This window comes from Polaromonas sp. YR568 (genome assembly GCF_900116715.1).
Lineage (GTDB): Bacteria > Pseudomonadota > Gammaproteobacteria > Burkholderiales > Burkholderiaceae_C > Polaromonas.
On the sequence record NZ_FPBM01000012.1, the window covers coordinates 105939 to 123709 of the forward strand.

A 17771-nucleotide genomic window follows, 5' to 3' on the forward strand; every position below is an offset into this window, starting at 1 on the left:
CACGATCTGTCTCGGTGTCTGTAGTCTGCGTATCCGTTTTTGTACCTGTCATGAAGCTTACATGAGATTTTTACAAATTTTTGTCAGCGCAGTCTATAGTTTTTGACCCACATCAAGAGGTCCATAAAAATAGCCCCACCGGCCCTGGTGCGGCGGGTGGGGCTGCCTTGATTTTGGTAACCGCTGTGTTACTTGGCAGTAGGCATCACAAACTCGGCGCCCTTGCCGATGCTCTCAGGCCAGCGCTGCATGATGGACTTTTGCTTTGTATAAAAGCGCACGCCCTCTTCGCCATACGCGTGCATGTCGCCGAAGAGGCTTTTCTTCCAGCCGCCAAAGCCGTGCCAGGCCATGGGCACCGGAATCGGCACGTTGATGCCGACCATGCCGACCTGGATGCGGCGGCTGAACTCGCGCGCCACATGGCCGTCACGGGTAAAGCAGCTCACGCCGTTGCCGAACTCGTGGGCGTTGATGAGGTTCACCGCTTCGGCAAAGTCCTTCACGCGCACGCAGCCCAGCACCGGGCCGAAGATTTCTTCTTTATAGATGCGCATGTCGGGGGTCACGTGGTCGAACAGCGTGCCGCCCATCCAGAAGCCCTTGTCGCAGCCCGGGCCGGCCTTGGTGCCGGTGAAGGTGCGGCCGTCAACCAGCAGCTTGGCGCCTTCTTTCACGCCGGTGTCGATATAGCCCGTGATGCGCTGGTGTGCTGCTGAGGTAACGATGGGCCCCATCTCGGCATCAAGCTCCACGCCGTTCTTGATGACCAGCGTTTTCGCGCGCGCCTCCAGCATGGGAATCAACTTGTCGGCCACATTGCCAACCAGCACAGCCACCGAAATCGCCATGCAGCGCTCGCCGGCTGAGCCGTAGCCCGCGCCTATCAGGGCGTCCACCGCCTGCTCCAGGTCGGCATCGGGCATCACCACCATGTGGTTCTTCGCGCCGCCCAGGGCCTGCACGCGCTTGCCGTGGCGTGCGCCGGTTTCATAGATGTAGTTGGCAATCGGCGTGGAGCCGACAAAGGACACGGCTTTCACATCGGGGTGCACCAGCAGCGCATCGACCGCCTCCTTGTCGCCCTGCACCACGTTGAAGACGCCGTCGGGCAGGCCGGCCTGCTTGAGCAGCTCGGCCATGAAGAGGCTGGGGCTGGGGTCGATGGGGCTGGGCTTCAAAACAAAACAATTGCCGGCCGCTATCGCCACCGGGAACATCCACATCGGCACCATGACCGGAAAGTTGAAGGGCGTGATGCCTGCCACCACGCCCAGCGGCTGGCGCAGCGTCCAGTTGTCGATGCCGGTGGAGACCTGGTCGGTGAAGTCGCCCTTGAGCAGTTGCGGAATGCCGCAGGCGAATTCCACGATGTCGATGCCGCGCGAGACCTCGCCCTGCGCATCAGTGAAGACCTTGCCGTGTTCGGCGGTGATCATGTGGGCCAGTTTGTCCTTGTTCTGGTTGAGCAGCTCCAGGAACTTGAACAGCACGCGCGCGCGGCGCAGCGGCGGGAGGTCTGCCCAGGCGGGAAAGGCCGCCTGCGCGGAGGCCACCGCGGCATCGACCTCCGCCGTGCTGGCCAGCGCCACATGGCCGGACACCGCACCGGTGGCGGGGTTGAAGACTTCCTGGCTGCGGCCGGATGAAGGCGCGGCGACGCGGCCGTTCAGGTAGTGGCCGATGGTGGCTTGTGAAGCGGTGGCGGGAGACAAAGACATGGGGAATCCTCTGAAGGTGGCCTGGCGGCTGGCGGGTGGGGAGCCCCGAAAGGGGCGGCTTGATGGCAGTCTAGGCGCGCAAGGCCCAATTGATAATGCCCTGTTTTGTGATTACATTGTTCATATCCCTGAACAATCAGCCGGCCAAGCGGCTTATTCGCTTATATCCATGTCTTCCGACCAGCTTTCGCCCCTTGTGGCCGACCTTCATCTGCTGACGGTTCTGGCCGACACCCGCAGCTTCACCGAGACAGCGCGCCGCCTGGGCGCCTCCAAAGCCTCGGTCAGCATGCGCATCAGCGAACTGGAGCGGGCAGCAGGCGTGATGCTGGTGCGGCGCACCACGCGCTCGGTGGGCCTCACCGAAGCCGGCCAGCAACTCGTCAACGGCATGCAGCCGGCCTTCAACCGCATCAGCGAAAGCTTCACCGCCGTCAAAGACCTGGTGGGCACGCCGCGCGGGCTGGTCCGCGTGACGGCGCCGGTGGCGCTGGGGCGCCAGCACCTGGCGCCCTTTGTGGCGGCCTTTCTCAAGCGTTACCCGGACATCCACATCGAACTCGAGCTGACCGACCGCTTCGTCAACCTGGCCAATGAGGGTTTTGACCTGGCGATACGCCACACCAACGCCCCGCCTGAAACCCATGTCGCCTGGGTGCTGTGTGAATCACGCTCCATCCTGCTGGCAAGCCCCGACTATCTCGCGCGGCGCGGCATGCCCTCGCAGCCCGCCGAGCTGGCCGGCCACGACTGCCTGCTCTACCTGGGCAACCACAACGCCGCCACCTGGACCTTTGTGCGCACCGGCAAACGCAAGTCGCGCGAACAGGTGGGCGTGACGATCACCGGCACGCTCAAGGCCAACAACAGCGAGGTGCTGCGCGAGGCGCTGGTCGCCGGCCTGGGCATCGGCTTGTTGCCGGACTTCAGCGCCGGCACGGCCGGCGGCCCGCCGCTCGTGCAGGTGCTGCCCGACTGGCAGGTGCAAGGCTTCTTCGGTGAGCGCATCTACGCCCTGAGGCCCTGGTCGCCGCAAGTGCCCAAGGCCGTGCAATGCCTTGTCGAGCATTTACGGGAAAGTTTTGCCGGCGGCTTTGGCGCGGCGGCACAAAAGCCTGCGGGCTGACGGCCAGCCCATCAAACCATCGTGGCAAAAATACCCAGCAGACTTGTCATGCACGCCACCGATAATCCCCACCCATGAATACACGATGGAAACCCAGCGTCACGGTCGCTGCGGTCATAGAAAAAACGATAGACGGCGTCTCTAAATTCCTGCTGGTCGAGGAAGAAACCCGGGACGGCCTCAAACTCAACAACCCCGCCGGCCACCTGGATCCGGGCGAAAGCCCGATTCAGGCCTGCGCCCGCGAGACGCTGGAAGAAACCGCTTTTCACTTCAAGCCGACGGACATTGTGGGGGTCTACCTCTCGCGCTTCGAGCGCGCCGTGCCCGGGCAAGACGAGCCCATGGACATCACCTACCTACGCTTTGCCTTTTGCGGTGAGCTGGGCGAACACGTGGCCGGGCAGGCGCTGGACGAAGGCATTGTGCGCACCGTCTGGCTGACGGCCGACGAGATCAGGGCCTGCGTGCCCATGCACCGCAGCCCCTTGCTGCTGACCTGCATGGAGGATTACCTGGCGGGCAAGCGTTACCCCGCCGCGCTGGTGACCACCGACCCCAGCGTGTACGCCCACGGCTGAGGCGGACCCGGCCGCCGCGCAAATCACACAGCGCCGCATTGTGGGAACCCCCATTGTGGGTAGCCACAATAGGCGGCGCGAGTCCCCACTTCTATAGTCGCCGACAGCCCCGGGCCGTGGCCGCCACGGCCTGGGCTTCTTAAACCCAAGGAGTGGAGACACCTGTCATGACAAAAAGAACTAAACGGCCCCTGGCGCTTCTGGCGCTGTCCCTGCTGGCCGCCGGCACCGCCCAGGCGCAAAGCAGCGTCACCGTGTACGGCATCCTCGATGCCGCCGTGCGTTACAGCAGCGGCCTGGACGCCGCCTACAACGGCACCAACACATCCGACTTCGCCGTCAACAGCGGTATCAACAACACCAGCCGCTTCGGCCTGCGTGGCACGGAAGACCTGGGCGGTGGCCTCAAGGCCGTCTTCACGCTCGAATCCGGCATCAACCTGGACACCGGCGCACAAGCCAACGCCACGAAGTTGTTTGACCGCGCCGCCACCGTCGGCCTGCAGGGCGACTGGGGAACCGTCACCCTGGGCCGCCAGACCACCGTGCTGGCCGACGCCCTCGCCACCGTGGATCCGCTGGCCGTGCGCTTCCCCAGCTTCAACCCCAACGTCGCCATCGCCGCGCTGAACGCCCACCGCCTGGGCATTGAATACGGCCCGGCCGGCGCCACCACCGGCGCCTACCGCCTGGACAACTCCGTCAAGTACGCAGGCCGCTTCGGTGATTTCACCGCGCGCGCCATGCACGCCTTCGGCGAACAGGCGGGCAACTCCTCAGCGCTGTCGTCTACCGGTGTGAGTGGGGCCTACCAGACCAACGAATGGGGCGCCGCACTGGCCTACGCGCAGTTCAAGAATGCCGCCGGCCTCACGCTCAAGGGCTACCTGGGCGGCGTGAACGCCACAGTGGGCACCGCCAAGCTCAACCTGAGCTACGGCAGCCACGAAGCAGAAACCACCCTCACGGCCAAGACCCGCAACCGCACCTTCGGCGTGGGCGGCACGCTTCCCCTGACCGGCGACATCGACCTGGTCCTGACCGCCTACAACGTCAAGCGCACCCGCACCGCGGCTGTGGACGACGGCTTCAACCGCGTGATTTCCTTCCTGGAGTACAAACTCTCCAAGCGCAGCAAGCTGTACGCAGAGCTGGACTACACCAAGTGGAAGAACGCCTATCAGGGCGCGGGCTTAAAAGACACCGCCACCGGCCTGTCCTTCGGCCTCCTGCACACGTTCTGATCCGGGCCCGGTAAAGACCTGAAAAGGTCCGTAAGGGCCCAATAAAGGGCCTTTGCACCATCATCCCCGCAGTTCCCCGGTATTTGGGGCTGCGGGGATAATTACGTCCATGGGTCAAAAAAGCCAATCCGCGCAGCGGATCGTTGTGGGTTTGAGCGGAGGCGTGGACTCCGCGGTGACGGCGCACCTGCTTAAACAGCAGGGCCACGAGGTCATCGGCATCTTCATGAAAAACTGGGAAGATGACGACGACAGCGAGTTCTGCTCGTCCAACATTGATTTTGTCGACGCTGCCGCCGTGGCCGACGTGATCGGCATCGAGATCGAGCACGTCAATTTCGCCGCTGACTACAAAGACCGCGTCTTTGCCGAGTTCCTGCGCGAATACCAGGCCGGCCGCACGCCCAACCCTGACATTCTTTGCAACGCCGAGATCAAGTTCAAGGCGTTTTTAGACCATGCCATGCGCCTGGGCGCCGAGAAAATCGCGACGGGTCACTATGCCCGGGTGCGCCAGAACCAGGCCACCGGCCTGCATGAGCTGCTCAAGGGCCTGGATCCGGCCAAAGACCAGAGCTACTTTTTGCACCGCCTGAACCAGGCGCAGCTGGCCAAGACGCTGTTTCCGGTGGGCGAGCTGCACAAGACCGAAGTGCGCCGCATTGCCGACGAGATCGGCCTGCCGAATGCGAAGAAGAAGGACTCCACCGGCATCTGCTTTATCGGCGAACGGCCTTTCCGCGAGTTTTTGAACCGCTACATCGCCAAAGAGCCCGGCCCCATCAAAAACGACAAGGGCCGCGTGCTGGGCGAGCATGTGGGTTTGTCCTTCTACACGCTGGGCCAGCGCCAGGGCCTGGGTATAGGCGGCGTCAAAGCCAAGGGCGCCGAACTCAAGGCGGCGCAGGCGCGCGGCCTGCGCGGTGTAGGCGAACACGAGCCCTGGTTTGTGGCGCGCAAAGACCTGGAGACCAACACATTGTGGGTGGTGCAGGGCCATGACCATCCATGGCTGCAATCGACCGTGCTACAGGCGCAGGATTGCAGCTGGGTGGCCGGCAGCGCACCTGCGGCCGGCGCCATGGCAGCCAAGACGCGTTACCGCCAAGCCGACGCGGCGTGCGAACTGCGCGGCGGCGCCGGAGCGAATTGCGAGCTGGTATTTGAAGACGCCCAGTGGGCGGTCACGCCCGGGCAGTCAGCTGTGTTGTACCAGGGCGATGTCTGCCTGGGCGGCGGCGTGATTGCGGCCAGCAATGTGCAAAACCAGCCTGTTCTGGCCTCCAGGGCCGCCTACGCCTGATCGCCCTTTCACAGCGTCCATTCACAGCGCTGATTTACAGCGCCGATTCAACGTAGGTGTAGATGTAGTTCGAGCCGCCGTTGACATTACCCAGCAAACGCGACGAGCCAAAAATGCCGGAGCGGTGCGATACGCCGAAGCCGATGTAGGTTTCCTTCAGCGGCCGGTAGCCGATCAAATCGCCCAGGCTTACGTCGATGGTCGGGTCCAGGTAGTTGAGCATGCGGGAAGCCGACTTGCCGTTGGCCGCCAGGCTGGACGACTCAATGTAAGGCGCCCGCTGCGCCATCGACACGCCCACACCCAGCCCCAGCCGCGTCTTGACCCGGTCGCTCCACGGAAAGCCCGAGTAAACGGCCTTCATGAACAGGTCCAGCTGCACGCCGTTGGCCTGCAGGCCGCGCTCGTTGTGGTGCGTCAGGCCCACATAACCGATGAAGTCCAGCGGCCAGCCGTTCACATTGTTCAAAAAGGGTTTGCCCACCTGGATGCCGGTGATGCTGGTCGCATTGGTTTTGGCCGTTGACAGGCACTGCGCCGTGATGATCTTGGCCAGGTGGCAGCCGTCTTCGGTCGATTTGCCGTACAGCAGCTTGAAGTAGGTGGGCGAGCTGTCTTCAGCCCATTCGCGCTTGTGGCCGCCGAAGTCGTAGGCCGCGCCCAGGTACACCGCGGGCAGAACGCCTTTTTGCACGATAGGGCTGTCTTTGGTCTTGCTGTCCAGCATCGTGGCTGACACGCCGGCCAGCAGGCGCCAGCGCTGCGTGAGGTCGTAAGAGCCATACAGGCCGACGGAGGTCTGTATGCCCGCGCCCGGCGCGTAAGCGGGGCGGCCGGCCGTTGCCTCGCTGGCCTGCACGCCGTAGTAATAGTTGTTGAGCTTGGCGTCGCGCACCGACACCGTGATGTTGGGCCGCAGCATCCACGGGCCCGAGCGCCAGTCGTAGGTGTAGCCCAGGCGGAACTCATTGCCCTTGTAGGTGTTGCCGATGTCGTGCACCAGCTCGGCCTGCAGCGTGCCCCAGGGCTGGCGCCAGCGGTAGGCCAGGCCCAGGTCGATGGCCGAGTCGCGCGGCGACATGCCGGCCAGGCTCGCAGGCAGGCGCTCGGTCGGAAAGCCCTCCAGGCGCTGCTCCACAAACAGGTCCAGCCGCTGCTCGGTGCCGTTGAGCAGCTTCACGCCGCCCCGGTTGGCATGCAGAAAAAGCCGCTCGCCCTCATACAGATACAGCGGCAGCAGGTCGTAGCGCGTGCCCGCGTCCTTGTAGGGTGAGCGCTCAATGCGCGTCACAAAACCAAGGCCGGCGCTGCCGGGGGTAGAAAGAATATCGGTGAGCGGCTCGGTATTGCCGCCCGCCAGGGCCGGCGGCAGGGCGCACAGGCCGCCGAGCAAAAGGGTGGCGCCCACAAGAAGGCGGCGAGACGGGAATGGCAGATTCATCATTTTTTTAGAGGGAAGCGGCTGGGACAAGTTGCCGTGGCCAGAGGGGCACGGCAGACACTTCGATGCTATCCACGAACAGCGGTTCCCGGCCCACCCAACTTGTAAGCAAACAGGCACATATTGGCTAGGCCAACACCCCTGTCTGGCGCGCATTGTGTGGATTCGGGCGGTTTCCTCACACGCCGGCTCACACGTACACTGCCTATCGTCGGGTCTCCTTCAACTACTTACGGAGCCTGTTATGCCCAAATTTGTGATCGAACGCGCCATCCCCGGACTCGGGGCCCTGAAGCCCGCCGAGCTGCAATCCATCTCCCAGAAGTCCTGCGGCGTGCTGCATGAACTGGGGCCCGATGTGCAGTGGGTGCAAAGCTATGTGACGGGCGACAAGATGTACTGCATCTACCGCGCGGCCAACGAGGAACTCGTGCGTGAGCACGCCCGCAGGGGCGGCTTTCCGGCCAACTCCGTCGCGCAGGTCACCACCGTCATCGACCCCACCACCGCTGAAGCCTGAGGCCTGCCGGTGAAGCCGCAAACCCCTGACGAGCCGCCACTGCAGGGGCTTGCCATCCACCTGCTCGGCCCTCCGCGCGTGGAGCGCGGCGGCAGCCCCGTGCCGGCGCCACGCGGGCACAAGGTCTGGGGCCTGCTCGCCTACCTGGTCCGCAGCGAGGCGCCCGTCAGCCGCAAACACCTGGCGGGGCTGTTGTTCGAGGATGCCGAAGACCCGCTGGCCGCCTTGCGCTGGAACCTGAGCGAGCTGCGACGCCTGCTGGGCATTGCTGATTTGCGCGGCGACCTGCTGGCGCTGCCGCTGGAGGCGGCGAGTTATGTCGACCTCAACGCCGTGCTGTCGGGCAGCTGGGCGCAAGCCCTGGGCGTGCCCGGCCTGGACGGCGAGTTGCTGGAAGGCATGAACTTCCCCGGAAGCCCGGCCTTCGAGGTCTGGCTCGCCACCGAGCGCCGCCACTTGCAGGCCGCGGCCGAAGCCGTGCTGCGCGAAGCCGCACTGGCGCGCCTGGCCGCGGGGGCCATGGCCGAGGCAGCCGCGCTGGCCGGCCGCCTGGTGCGGCACAACCCGCTGGACGAAAACTACCAGGCGCTGCTGGTGCGCAGCCTGGCCGCCGCAGGCGACGGGGTGGGCGCGGCGCGCCAGGCCGCCGCATGCCGTGAACTGTTCCAGCGCGAGCTGGGCGTGCAACCCGGCGCCACGCTGGAGGCCGCCATGCGCACCGTCACCGCCGTGCCCACCGCGCGGCCCGCCACCGGCCGCGCCGCGGCATTGGCGCAGCTGGAAGCCGGCGAGGCCGCCATTGGCGCCGGCGCGCTTGATGCGGGCCTGCAATGCCTGCGCCGCGCCATCGTTGAAGCTGACGCCACCGGCGACGCGGCCTTGCGAACGCGCGCCCGCGTGGCGCTGGGCGGCGCGCTGGTGCATGCCGCCCGGGGCCGCGACGAGGAAGGCGCCACCGCGCTTCACGAGGCGCTGGAAGTCGGCCAGGATGCGTCGCCGGTGCTCGCCGCCGCGGCCTGCCGCGAACTGGGCTATGTTGAATTCCTGCGCGGGCGGTATGAGCGCACGCTGGCCTGGCTGGAGCGCGCCGCGCCGCTGGCCGCGGGCGCACGCGCCGAGCAGGCACGCATCGCCATCGTGCGCGGCGCCGCGCTCAGCGACACCGCGCACTACGGGGCCGCCCTTGAGCAGTTGCGCGAAGCCGAGACGCTGAGCACCGCCGTTGACGACAGAAAGCAACTGGCCTACGCGCTGTCCATGCTGGGCCGCACGCTGCTGCTGCACGGCGATCTCGATGCGGCGGCAAGTGCGCTTGACCGCTCGGTCAGCCTCGCCCAGCAAGGCTGGACGGCTTTTGTGCCGTGGCCGCAATCACTGCGCGCTGAAGTCGACCTGATGCGCGGCGACGTGAACGCCGCCGCGAGCCGCTTCGAACTCGCGTTTGCGCTCGGCTGCCAGATCGGCGACCCCTGCTGGGAAGGCATTGCCGGCAGGGGCTTGGGGTGCGTTGCCATCGCGCGCGGGGAGCCGCAACGCGCGGTCGAAATTTTTGTCGATGCCATTGCGCGCTGCGTTCGCCTGCCCGACGCCTACCTGTGGGGCAAAGGCTATGCGCTCGACGCCTTGTGCGGCGTGGCGGTGGCGCAGGCCATGCCCCAGGCGTCCGCGTGGGTCAACGACTTGCAAAGCCTGGCCGCGCGCAGCGGCATGCGCGAACTCACGGCGCGCGCCTGCCTTCACCGGGCGGCGCTCGGCGACAGCGCCAGCGGCGCCGCAGCCCGGCTGCTCGCCGGCCAGATCGACAACCCCGCATTGCACGCCCTGGCAGGGCTTTCAAAAGACTGATGATGAAGACGAATTCAAAACTGTATGGCGGAACCCGGCTGATAGGGCCCGGCCAGGCGCTGCGCCTGCCCCGCGCGGGCGGTGAATTGACGGTGCTGCGCGGCCGCCTCTGGCTCACACGCAACAACGACCTGGGCGATCACTTCATTGAAGCCGGGCAACGCGTATGGCTGGACGCCGGCGAGAACGCCGTGGTCGAGCCGGCAGGACGTCAGGGCGCCAGCCTGCACTGGGAGCCTTGCCGCCAGGGATTTTTCCTCTTCGTGTTCGCCAGGCCCCTGAACGGCACGGCCTTTCTGGCCCTGCTGGCGGCACGCGGCTTCATGGCGCTGGGGCGCGCTGCAGCAGCGGCCGCCAGGCATGCGCGCGGCCATCGTGAAGTCAGCGACAGCTATGCCGTATTCGTCGCGCTGGAGCGTGGCGGCATGGCGCGGACGGCCCCCGTCAAAAGCCAGCTCCGGTAAAGAAAAAAGGCCCAAGGCGTCAACGCCAGGGGCCTTTGTGCGCAACGCTGAAAGTTGCAGATCAGAACGGAATGTCGTCGTCCATGTCGTCGAAGCCACTCGCAGCCCGCGAGGCTGCCGGGGCCTGGCGCGGTGCCGCTGCGGCGGGTGCGCGTGCCGGTGCGGACTGGCGTGGCGCTTCGTAGCCGCCGCCGCCGCCGTCGTCACCGCCGGGGCCGCCCATGCCTTGGCGGCTGCCCAACATCTGCATCTGGTCGGCGCGGATTTCGGTGGTGTATTTTTCGATGCCGTCCTTGTCGGTCCACTTGCGCGTGCGCAGGCTGCCTTCAACGTAAACCTGCGAGCCTTTGCGCAGGTACTGACCGACGATTTCAGCCAGGCGGCCGTTGAACACCACACGGTGCCATTCGGTGGCCTCTTTCATTTCGCCGGTCTGCTTGTCCTTCCACTTGTCGGTGGTGGCAATGGTGACGTTGGCGACCTGGTCGCCGCTCGGGAAACTGCGCATTTCGGGGTCGCGGCCCAGATTGCCGACGACGATGACTTTATTGACGGATGCCATGGGTTTCTCCTGATCGAACTTCTAACTTAAGGCTGACTTACAGTTTAACTGGCTGGCCCGGTGCGGCGCCATGGCCTGTAACGGCCGCAGCGGCATGCCGCCCGGGCGCCTTCATGGGCCAGGCCACCAGCAGCCACAGCAGCATCAGGCCGCCGCACACCACAAACAGCCCCTGGGCGCCGTGGGCCTTGGTGATCCAGCCGCCGACCGCGCCGCCGGCGAAAAAGCCCAGTGACTGCAAGGTGTTGTAGACGCCCAGCGCCGCGCCGCGCGCATGGGCGGGCGCCAGGCGGGAGGCCAGGCTGGGCTGGGTGGCTTCGAGCACGTTGAAACCGCAGAAAAACAGGAAGAGCAAAGCCGCCAGCGCGACCAGACCGTGCGCCGCCGCAGCCGAGGGCACCACCCACAGCAGGCCCAGCTGCACCACAAAGATCAGGCCCACGGCGCCCAGAAACACGGCCCGCAGGTAGCCGCGCTTTTCCAGCGGAAACAGCGTCATGCCCATCACGGCGAATGAGGCCAGCACCGCCGGCAGGTAAACCTGCCAGTGGCGGGCCTTGTCCAGCCCGGCGCCCACCAGCAGCGCCGGAATGGCCACCCACATGGCCAGTTGCACCGCATGCAGGATGAAGACGCCAAAGTCCAGGCGCAGCAGCGCCGGGTTCTTGAGGACTTCCAGTACGCTGCCGCGCGGGCGGCTGGCGTGCTCCACCGGCTCGGGCGGCACCCACCAGATCACCACCGCAATGCCGGCCAGCGCCAGCGTACCCGTCAGGGCAAACAGGCCGTGCAGGCCAATGAGGCCGCCCAGCAGGGGCGCGACGATCAGCGAAAGCGCGAACATCAGCGCAATACTGCCGCCCACCAGCGCCATGGCCTTGGTGCGCACCTCATCGCGGGTGGAGTCGGCCAGCAGCGCGGTCACGGCGGCCGAAATGGCACCCGCGCCCTGCAGCGCCCGGCCGGCGACCAGCCAGTGCAAATCAGGCGCCCAGGCCGCCAGCAAGCTGCCCAGCGCAAAAATCACCAGGCCGGAAATAATCACGCGTTTTCGGCCCCACCAGTCCGAGGCGATGCCGAAGGGAATCTGCAGCAGCCCCTGCGTCAGGCCGTAAATGCCCATGGCCAGCCCGACCTGCGCCGGGTCATCGCCGCCGGGGTATTTGGCCGCTTCCAGCGCAAACACCGGCAACACCAGGAAAAGCCCCAGCATGCGCAGCGCAAAGATGGACGCCAGCGACACGCTGGCGCGCCGCTCAGTGGCGGTCATCGGGAAGGACAAAGGGGCGGAGGGTGCAGTCAAGGCGTCAATGAGGGCAAAAAGGGCTGAAAAACGGCGAAAAAAGGGGGCAAAACGGGGAATCTGGCTGTGTGGCCCGGCAAACCCGGCCGCCCTGGCGGTACCCAACCGGCTATTGTGCTTGAAACGGTGCTTCGGACTATGATGGAGAGTTTTGCGGCTGCCACATCTTGAACTCTCCCGACGACAGCAAATACCTCGCCTCCCAGGCCGCAGAAGGCCGGCATGTGGCAGAGCCTGCGGGCCGCTACCTGGCGCAAGCCCTGGCCGCCCAGCGCATCAGCATTCGCGGGGCGCGCACGCACAACCTCAAGAACATTGACCTGGACATTCCGCGCAACCAGCTGGTGGTCATCACCGGGCTGAGCGGGTCGGGCAAGTCGTCACTGGCCTTCGACACGCTGTACGCCGAAGGCCAGCGCCGTTATGTCGAAAGCCTGTCGACTTACGCCCGCCAGTTTTTGCAGCTGATGGACAAGCCCGACGTCGACATGATCGAGGGCCTGTCGCCCGCGATCTCCATTGAGCAAAAGGCCACCTCGCACAACCCGCGTTCCACCGTGGGCACGGTGACCGAGATCCACGACTACCTGCGCCTCTTGTTTGCCCGTGCCGGCACGCCTTTTTGCCCCATCCACGATTTGCCGCTGCAGGCGCAAAGCGTCAGCGAGATGGTCGACACCGTGCTGGCCCTGCCGGAGGACACCAAGCTGATGATCCTGGCGCCGGTGGCGCGCGACCGCAAGGGCGAGTTTGTCGATGTGTTCGCCGAGATGCAGTCACAAGGTTACGTACGCTTTCGTGTCGACGGCACGGCCTACGAATTTGACGACCTGCCCAAACTCAAGAAAACCGAAAAGCACAACATCGATGTGGTGATTGACCGCATCAAGGTGCGGGCCGACATGCAGCAGCGCCTGGCCGAAAGCTTTGAGGCGGCGCTGCGCCTGGCCGACGGCAAGGCGATTGCGCTGGAAATGGACACGGATAAAGAGCACCTCTTCAGCGCCAAATTTTCCTGCCCGGTGTGCGACTACTCACTCAGCGAGATGGAGCCGCGGCTCTTCTCCTTCAACTCGCCGGTGGGCGCCTGCCCCACCTGCGACGGCCTGGGCCATATGGAGTTTTTCGACCCGGCGCGTGTGGTGGCATTCCCCTCACTGAGCCTGGCCAGCGGCGCCGTCAAGGGCTGGGACCGCCGCAACGGTTATTACTTCTCGATGCTCGAGAGCCTGGCCAAACACTACAAATTCGACATCGACGCCGCCTTTGAAGACCTGCCCGACAACGTGCGGCAGGTGGTGCTGCACGGCTCGGGCGAGGAAGAAATCAAGTTCAGCTACGTGATGGACTCGGGCAACTTCGCCGGCAAAAAGATCACCAAGAAACACCCCTTCGAGGGTGTCATCACCAACTTTGAGCGCCGCTACCGAGAGACCGACTCCGCCGCCGTGCGCGAGGAATTGGCCCGCTACCGCAGCGTGCAGCCCTGCCCCGACTGCGAAGGCACGCGCCTGCGCACCGAGGCGCGCCATGTGTATCTAGTGGGCGCACCTGAGGACGGCAGCGATGCATCATCGCGCAGCAACCGCAAGGCGATTTATGAAATCAGCCATTCCACGCTGCGCGAGAGCTTTGACTATTTCAACGCCCTGAAGATGCAGGGCGCCAAGGCCGAGATTGCCGCCAAGGTGGTGCGCGAGATCGGCTTGCGCCTGAAGTTCCTCAATGACGTGGGCCTCAACTACCTCAGCCTGGACCGCAGCGCCGAAACGCTTTCGGGCGGCGAGTCGCAGCGCATTCGCCTGGCGTCGCAGATCGGCTCCGGCCTGACGGGCGTGATGTATGTGCTCGACGAGCCCAGCATCGGCCTGCACCAGCGCGACAACGACCGCCTGATCGGCACGCTTAAACATCTGCGCGACATCGGCAACAGCGTGCTGGTGGTTGAGCACGACGAAGACATGATCCGCGCCGCCGACCATGTGATCGACATGGGGCCGGGCGCCGGCATCCACGGCGGGCGCGTGATGGCGCAAGGCACGTTTGACGAGGTCAAAAACAACCCGGCTTCGCTGACCGGCCAGTACCTGGCGCAGACGCTGACGATCGCCGTGCCCAAACGCCGCACGCCATGGTTGCCGACGGTGAAAGCCGTGGAAGCGGCCGAGAAAAAGAAGGTCTCGCGCTTTCCGCAAAGCCCGGCTGCCGAACGCCGCGCCGCGCGCGAAGCCATCCACCAGGCCACGCTGGGCGACATGCAGGCGCTGCGCGTCATCAACGCCACCGGCCACAACCTCAAGGGTGTAAGCGTTGAATTTCCGGTCGGCTTGCTGACCTGCGTGACAGGCGTCTCCGGCTCGGGCAAGTCCACGCTGGTCAATGACACGCTGTACGCCGCCGTGGCCCGCACGCTGTACCGCGCGCATGAAGAGCCCGCGGCGCACGAAGCGATTGAAGGCATCGAACATTTCGACAAAGTCATCAACGTCGATCAGTCGCCCATAGGCCGTACGCCGCGCAGCAACCCGGCCACCTACACCGGCCTCTTCACGCCCATCCGCGAGCTGATGGCCGAGATGAACACGGCGCGCGAACGCGGCTACGGCGCCGGGCGCTTCAGCTTCAACGTGGCCGGCGGCCGCTGCGAGGCCTGCCAGGGCGACGGCGTGGTGAAAGTCGAGATGCACTTTTTGCCCGATGTGTATGTGCCCTGCGACGTCTGCAAGGGCATGCGCTACAACCGCGAAACACTCGAGGTGCAGTACAAGAGCAAAAACATCGCACAGATCCTGGACCTGACCGTCGAGGTGGCCGCCGAGTTCTTCAAGGCCGTGCCCACCATCTCGCGCAAGCTGCACACGCTGCTGGACGTGGGCCTGTCTTACATCAAGCTGGGCCAGGCCGCGACCACACTGTCAGGTGGCGAGGCGCAGCGCGTCAAGCTCGCATTGGAACTCAGCAAACGCGACACCGGCCGCACGCTCTACATCCTGGACGAACCGACGACGGGCCTGCACTTTGCCGACATCGATTTGCTGCTCAAGGTGCTGCACCAGCTGCGCGACGCCGGCAACACGATTGTGGTGATCGAGCACAACCTGGACGTTATCAAGACCGCCGACTGGCTGGTCGACATGGGGCCCGAAGGCGGGGCTGGTGGCGGCACCGTGGTGGGCGTGGGCACACCCGAAGACATCGCCGCCAACCCGGCCAGCCATACCGGGCGTTACCTGGCGCGCCTGCTGTAATTTTTGTCGAGGCATCCAGGCGCGCGCCGCGCCTAGGCCGCGCCTTTCTTTTTCTCGCTCTCTTTTTTCTGGAACCCCGGTTTTGAACAGCTCCACCTTTTTCACCCAGCGCAAAGTCGTTTTCCTGCTGGCCTCGCTGTGCTGCCTGCTCTGGGGCAGCGCCTATCCTGCCATCAAGAATGGCTACGCGCTGTTTCATATCGCGGCCAACGACATTCCATCCAAGCTGGTGTTTGCCGGCTGGCGCTTTGTGTTTGCCGGGCTGGTGCTGCTGGTGTTTGCCGCCCTCAGCAAGAAGCCGGTGTTCAAGCTGGACCGCCGGACCTTTGGGCAGGTGACGCTGGTGGGGTTGACGCAGACGAGTTTGCAATACGTGTTCTTCTACATCGGCCTGGCCTATGCGACGGGCGTGAAGAGCTCGATCATGAATGCGACGGGCACTTTTTTCAGCGTGCTGCTGGCGCACTACATCTACAAAAACGACAGACTCAGCTTCAACAAGGTGCTGGGCTGCGTGGTGGGTTTTGCCGGTGTGATGGTGGTGAACTTCAGCGAAGGCTTGTTGACGTTTGACTTCACGCTGCTCGGCGAAGGCTTTGTCGTGATCGCCGCCTTTGTGCTGTCGGCCGCCAGTATTTATGGCAAGAAAGTGTCGCAGCGCGTTGACTCGGTGGTACTGACCGGCTGGCAGCTGGCCATTGGCGGCCTGGCCTTGTTGCTGATTGGTTTTGCCACCGGCGGCACGCTGGCGGGCTTCACGCTCAAGTCCACCTTGCTGATGGTGTACCTGGTAGTGCTGTCTTCGGCCGCGTTTTCGCTGTGGACGATTTTGCTGAAGTACAACCGCGTGAGCATGATCACGGTGTTTAACTTCATGGTGCCGATTTTCGGGACGGTGCTGTCGGCGCTGTTTCTGGATGAGAGTTTTCTGGAGTGGAAGAACGGGCTGGCCTTGCTGTTGGTCTGTTATGGGATCTGGCTGGTGACCAAGGAAGAGAAGCCGGCGCGATAGGCAAGCCGGGTAGACGGGCCGGGCTGCGCCTCCTTCGAATGGAGGAGGCCATTCGCGCGGCAGCAGCTGTTAGCATGGGTCGCACAATTACTTACAAGGGAGATCCCACCGGCTTCCGGTGCACACCATGCCTGAACATCAAATTACCCCAGCGAAGCCGGGCAACCGTTTCGACTTCATCAAGCGCGGCCGGACCGCCATGGCCTGCCTCAGCGCCGCCGCATTGTTCCTGACGGGCTGCGCACAATTGCCTCCCATGATTCCGCAGCTGAAGGCGGAAAAAAACACGCGCATCATTCTGGTCGCCGAAAAAAGCCGCTTTGAATACACCGTACCCGCCTCCGTGGATGCCGTAGGCGGCGGCGTTCCGCTGGTGGCCCTCATCGGTGCGCTCACCGCAGTAGTCGCGCAAAAGGGCCTGGAAAATGCCAACGCCAAGCTGCTGGTAGCCGCGTCTGAAAAGCGGCTGACGAGCAATCACCGCGAAGCTTTTGTCGACGAGCTGGTGCGCAGGTTCAAGGCGATCGGCCTTGACGCTGAGGTGTTGTACGTGCCCTACGCCTCCGCCACCATAGGGGGCGACGACCGCCGCTTTTACCGGCCCGTGTTTGACGGCATCACACTGCCTGCGGGCGTCCCGGTGTTTTCGCTCAACCTGGATGTGGGCAGTTGCACCTTCGGCGGCGCGTCGCCGTGTATACGCTATGCGCTGATCGAAGTCCTCACCTTGCCTGACGGCAAAGTGTTCAAGCCGGCGAACACACCACCGCCGGGAGTGAACGGAACCATTGTGGGCGCGGGCATTCCAGAGGCCAAGGCGGCCGTGCGCCCCTTCAAATACCGGGCGGTGGTCGGCACCACGCCCAACTACGGCACCAAGCCAACGCCGCAGCCCAAGACATTTGCCAGCATCGACGACGCGGTGGCCCGCATCGAGGAGTTCGACGGCGAACTGGCCAAGCTGGTGCCCGCTTCTGTTGATCAGCTCATTGGTTCGGGGGAGACCTTGCCAGTACGGCCCTGATTTAGGCCGGTTCTTGCTCCGGCCTCTCGCGCTCTGCTGAGAGCTGCTGGCCGGGGGTTGCCCGGCGGCAACTCACTTTCTTTTGCTTCGCCAAAAGAAAGTAAGCAAAGAAAAGGCGACCCTACTGTCTGCGTCCCCTGCGCTTCGCTCCGGGGCAACCTGCGGTGCTCGGTCCAGACGGGGTCAAAAACAACTCGCCTTCGGCTCAAACAAGTTTTTGCCCTTATCCGTCTGGACCTCCGCTCCTCGGCGCAGACAGAAGGGGTGGGAACAGGAATACCGAACAGCCGAATACCAAACAGCCGAAGACCGAAACCCGAATACCTGAAGAAACAAGGACTCGCCGTGGCGAGTCCTTGTTGGTATTTGGTCCCCGC

General features: G+C 64.6%; 14 protein-coding genes. 10 read left to right on the plus strand and 4 right to left on the minus strand.

Annotation, left to right across the window (positions count from 1 at the left end):
• Positions 1-188: 188 nt before the first annotated feature.
• On the minus strand, positions 189-1721 hold the full coding sequence (locus tag BM408_RS20570; RefSeq protein WP_092132352.1) for a CoA-acylating methylmalonate-semialdehyde dehydrogenase: 1533 nt from the start codon (positions 1719-1721) through the stop codon (positions 189-191).
• A 169-nt stretch (positions 1722-1890) separates the two neighbouring features.
• On the opposite strand from BM408_RS20570, the gene BM408_RS20575 reads away from it, so the two are divergent.
• The 4 genes from BM408_RS20575 (at position 1891) to mnmA (ending at position 5975) form a co-directional block, all read left to right on the plus strand.
• Positions 1891-2847, plus strand: coding sequence for a LysR family transcriptional regulator (locus tag BM408_RS20575; RefSeq protein ID WP_092132353.1), 957 nt, complete (start codon positions 1891-1893; stop codon positions 2845-2847).
• A 74-nt stretch (positions 2848-2921) separates the two neighbouring features.
• Entirely contained in the window at positions 2922-3428 is a 507-nt protein-coding gene (locus BM408_RS20580; RefSeq protein WP_092132355.1) for an NUDIX hydrolase, read from the plus strand.
• A 167-nt stretch (positions 3429-3595) separates the two neighbouring features.
• Positions 3596-4672 (plus strand): porin, encoded by a 1077-nt coding sequence (locus BM408_RS20585; RefSeq protein WP_092132356.1) that lies wholly within the window; start codon positions 3596-3598, stop codon positions 4670-4672.
• Positions 4673-4781: 109 nt separating this feature from the next.
• The gene (gene mnmA / locus BM408_RS20590; protein ID WP_092132358.1) at positions 4782-5975 is read left to right on the plus strand and encodes a tRNA 2-thiouridine(34) synthase MnmA; all 1194 of its coding nucleotides are present in this window, start codon (positions 4782-4784) and stop codon (positions 5973-5975) included.
• 34 nt (positions 5976-6009) lie between these two features.
• Here the strand turns inward: mnmA and BM408_RS20595 are convergent, their stop codons facing one another.
• A complete protein-coding gene (locus tag BM408_RS20595) occupies positions 6010-7419 on the minus strand; it encodes a MipA/OmpV family protein (protein ID WP_254774896.1) in 1410 nt (469 codons plus the stop codon).
• A gap of 241 nt (positions 7420-7660) precedes the next feature.
• Here BM408_RS20595 and BM408_RS20600 point away from each other — a divergent pair, with 241 nt between their 5' ends.
• From BM408_RS20600 to BM408_RS20610, 3 genes are read left to right on the plus strand one after another with little or no spacing between them, the layout of a single operon-like run.
• On the plus strand, positions 7661-7936 hold the full coding sequence (locus tag BM408_RS20600; RefSeq protein WP_092132361.1) for a DUF4242 domain-containing protein: 276 nt from the start codon (positions 7661-7663) through the stop codon (positions 7934-7936).
• A gap of 9 nt (positions 7937-7945) precedes the next feature.
• Positions 7946-9781, plus strand: a complete 1836-nt coding sequence (locus BM408_RS20605; protein ID WP_092132362.1) for a BTAD domain-containing putative transcriptional regulator — start codon at positions 7946-7948, stop codon at positions 9779-9781.
• Between the two features lie 2 nt (positions 9782-9783).
• Entirely contained in the window at positions 9784-10245 is a 462-nt protein-coding gene (locus BM408_RS20610; RefSeq protein WP_175541862.1) for a DUF2917 domain-containing protein, read from the plus strand.
• Between the two features lie 61 nt (positions 10246-10306).
• Here BM408_RS20610 and ssb read toward each other — a convergent pair whose 3' ends face one another.
• The gene (gene ssb, locus BM408_RS20615; protein ID WP_092132365.1) at positions 10307-10807 is read right to left on the minus strand and encodes a single-stranded DNA-binding protein; all 501 of its coding nucleotides are present in this window, start codon (positions 10805-10807) and stop codon (positions 10307-10309) included.
• Between the two features lie 37 nt (positions 10808-10844).
• Positions 10845-12077, minus strand: coding sequence for an MFS transporter (locus tag BM408_RS20620; RefSeq protein ID WP_092132383.1), 1233 nt, complete (start codon positions 12075-12077; stop codon positions 10845-10847).
• Positions 12078-12277: 200 nt separating this feature from the next.
• Here BM408_RS20620 and uvrA point away from each other — a divergent pair, with 200 nt between their 5' ends.
• The 3 genes from uvrA (at position 12278) to BM408_RS20635 (ending at position 17394) form a co-directional block, all read left to right on the plus strand.
• Positions 12278-15358 carry an excinuclease ABC subunit UvrA gene (gene uvrA, locus BM408_RS20625; protein ID WP_371327035.1) on the plus strand — a complete coding sequence of 1027 codons (3081 nt, stop codon included), beginning with the start codon at positions 12278-12280 and terminating at the stop codon, positions 15356-15358.
• Positions 15359-15440: 82 nt separating this feature from the next.
• Entirely contained in the window at positions 15441-16370 is a 930-nt protein-coding gene (locus tag BM408_RS20630; RefSeq protein WP_092132367.1) for a DMT family transporter, read from the plus strand.
• Between the two features lie 127 nt (positions 16371-16497).
• Positions 16498-17394 carry a hypothetical protein gene (locus BM408_RS20635; RefSeq protein ID WP_092132368.1) on the plus strand — a complete coding sequence of 299 codons (897 nt, stop codon included), beginning with the start codon at positions 16498-16500 and terminating at the stop codon, positions 17392-17394.
• The last annotated feature ends 377 nt before the right edge of the window (positions 17395-17771 follow it).

Coding starts and splice junctions, on each gene's coding strand:
- BM408_RS20610 (WP_175541862.1), top strand. CDS start 9,784: ATGAAGACGAATTCAAAACTGTATGGCGGAACCCGGCTGATAGGGCCC.
- BM408_RS20570 (WP_092132352.1), bottom strand. CDS start 1,721: ATGTCTTTGTCTCCCGCCACCGCTTCACAAGCCACCATCGGCCACTAC.
- BM408_RS20585 (WP_092132356.1), top strand. CDS start 3,596: ATGACAAAAAGAACTAAACGGCCCCTGGCGCTTCTGGCGCTGTCCCTG.
- ssb (WP_092132365.1), bottom strand. CDS start 10,807: ATGGCATCCGTCAATAAAGTCATCGTCGTCGGCAATCTGGGCCGCGAC.
- BM408_RS20580 (WP_092132355.1), top strand. CDS start 2,922: ATGAATACACGATGGAAACCCAGCGTCACGGTCGCTGCGGTCATAGAA.
- mnmA (WP_092132358.1), top strand. CDS start 4,782: ATGGGTCAAAAAAGCCAATCCGCGCAGCGGATCGTTGTGGGTTTGAGC.
- BM408_RS20600 (WP_092132361.1), top strand. CDS start 7,661: ATGCCCAAATTTGTGATCGAACGCGCCATCCCCGGACTCGGGGCCCTG.
- BM408_RS20595 (WP_254774896.1), bottom strand. CDS start 7,419: ATGATGAATCTGCCATTCCCGTCTCGCCGCCTTCTTGTGGGCGCCACC.
- BM408_RS20620 (WP_092132383.1), bottom strand. CDS start 12,077: ATGACCGCCACTGAGCGGCGCGCCAGCGTGTCGCTGGCGTCCATCTTT.
- BM408_RS20575 (WP_092132353.1), top strand. CDS start 1,891: ATGTCTTCCGACCAGCTTTCGCCCCTTGTGGCCGACCTTCATCTGCTG.
- BM408_RS20635 (WP_092132368.1), top strand. CDS start 16,498: ATGCCTGAACATCAAATTACCCCAGCGAAGCCGGGCAACCGTTTCGAC.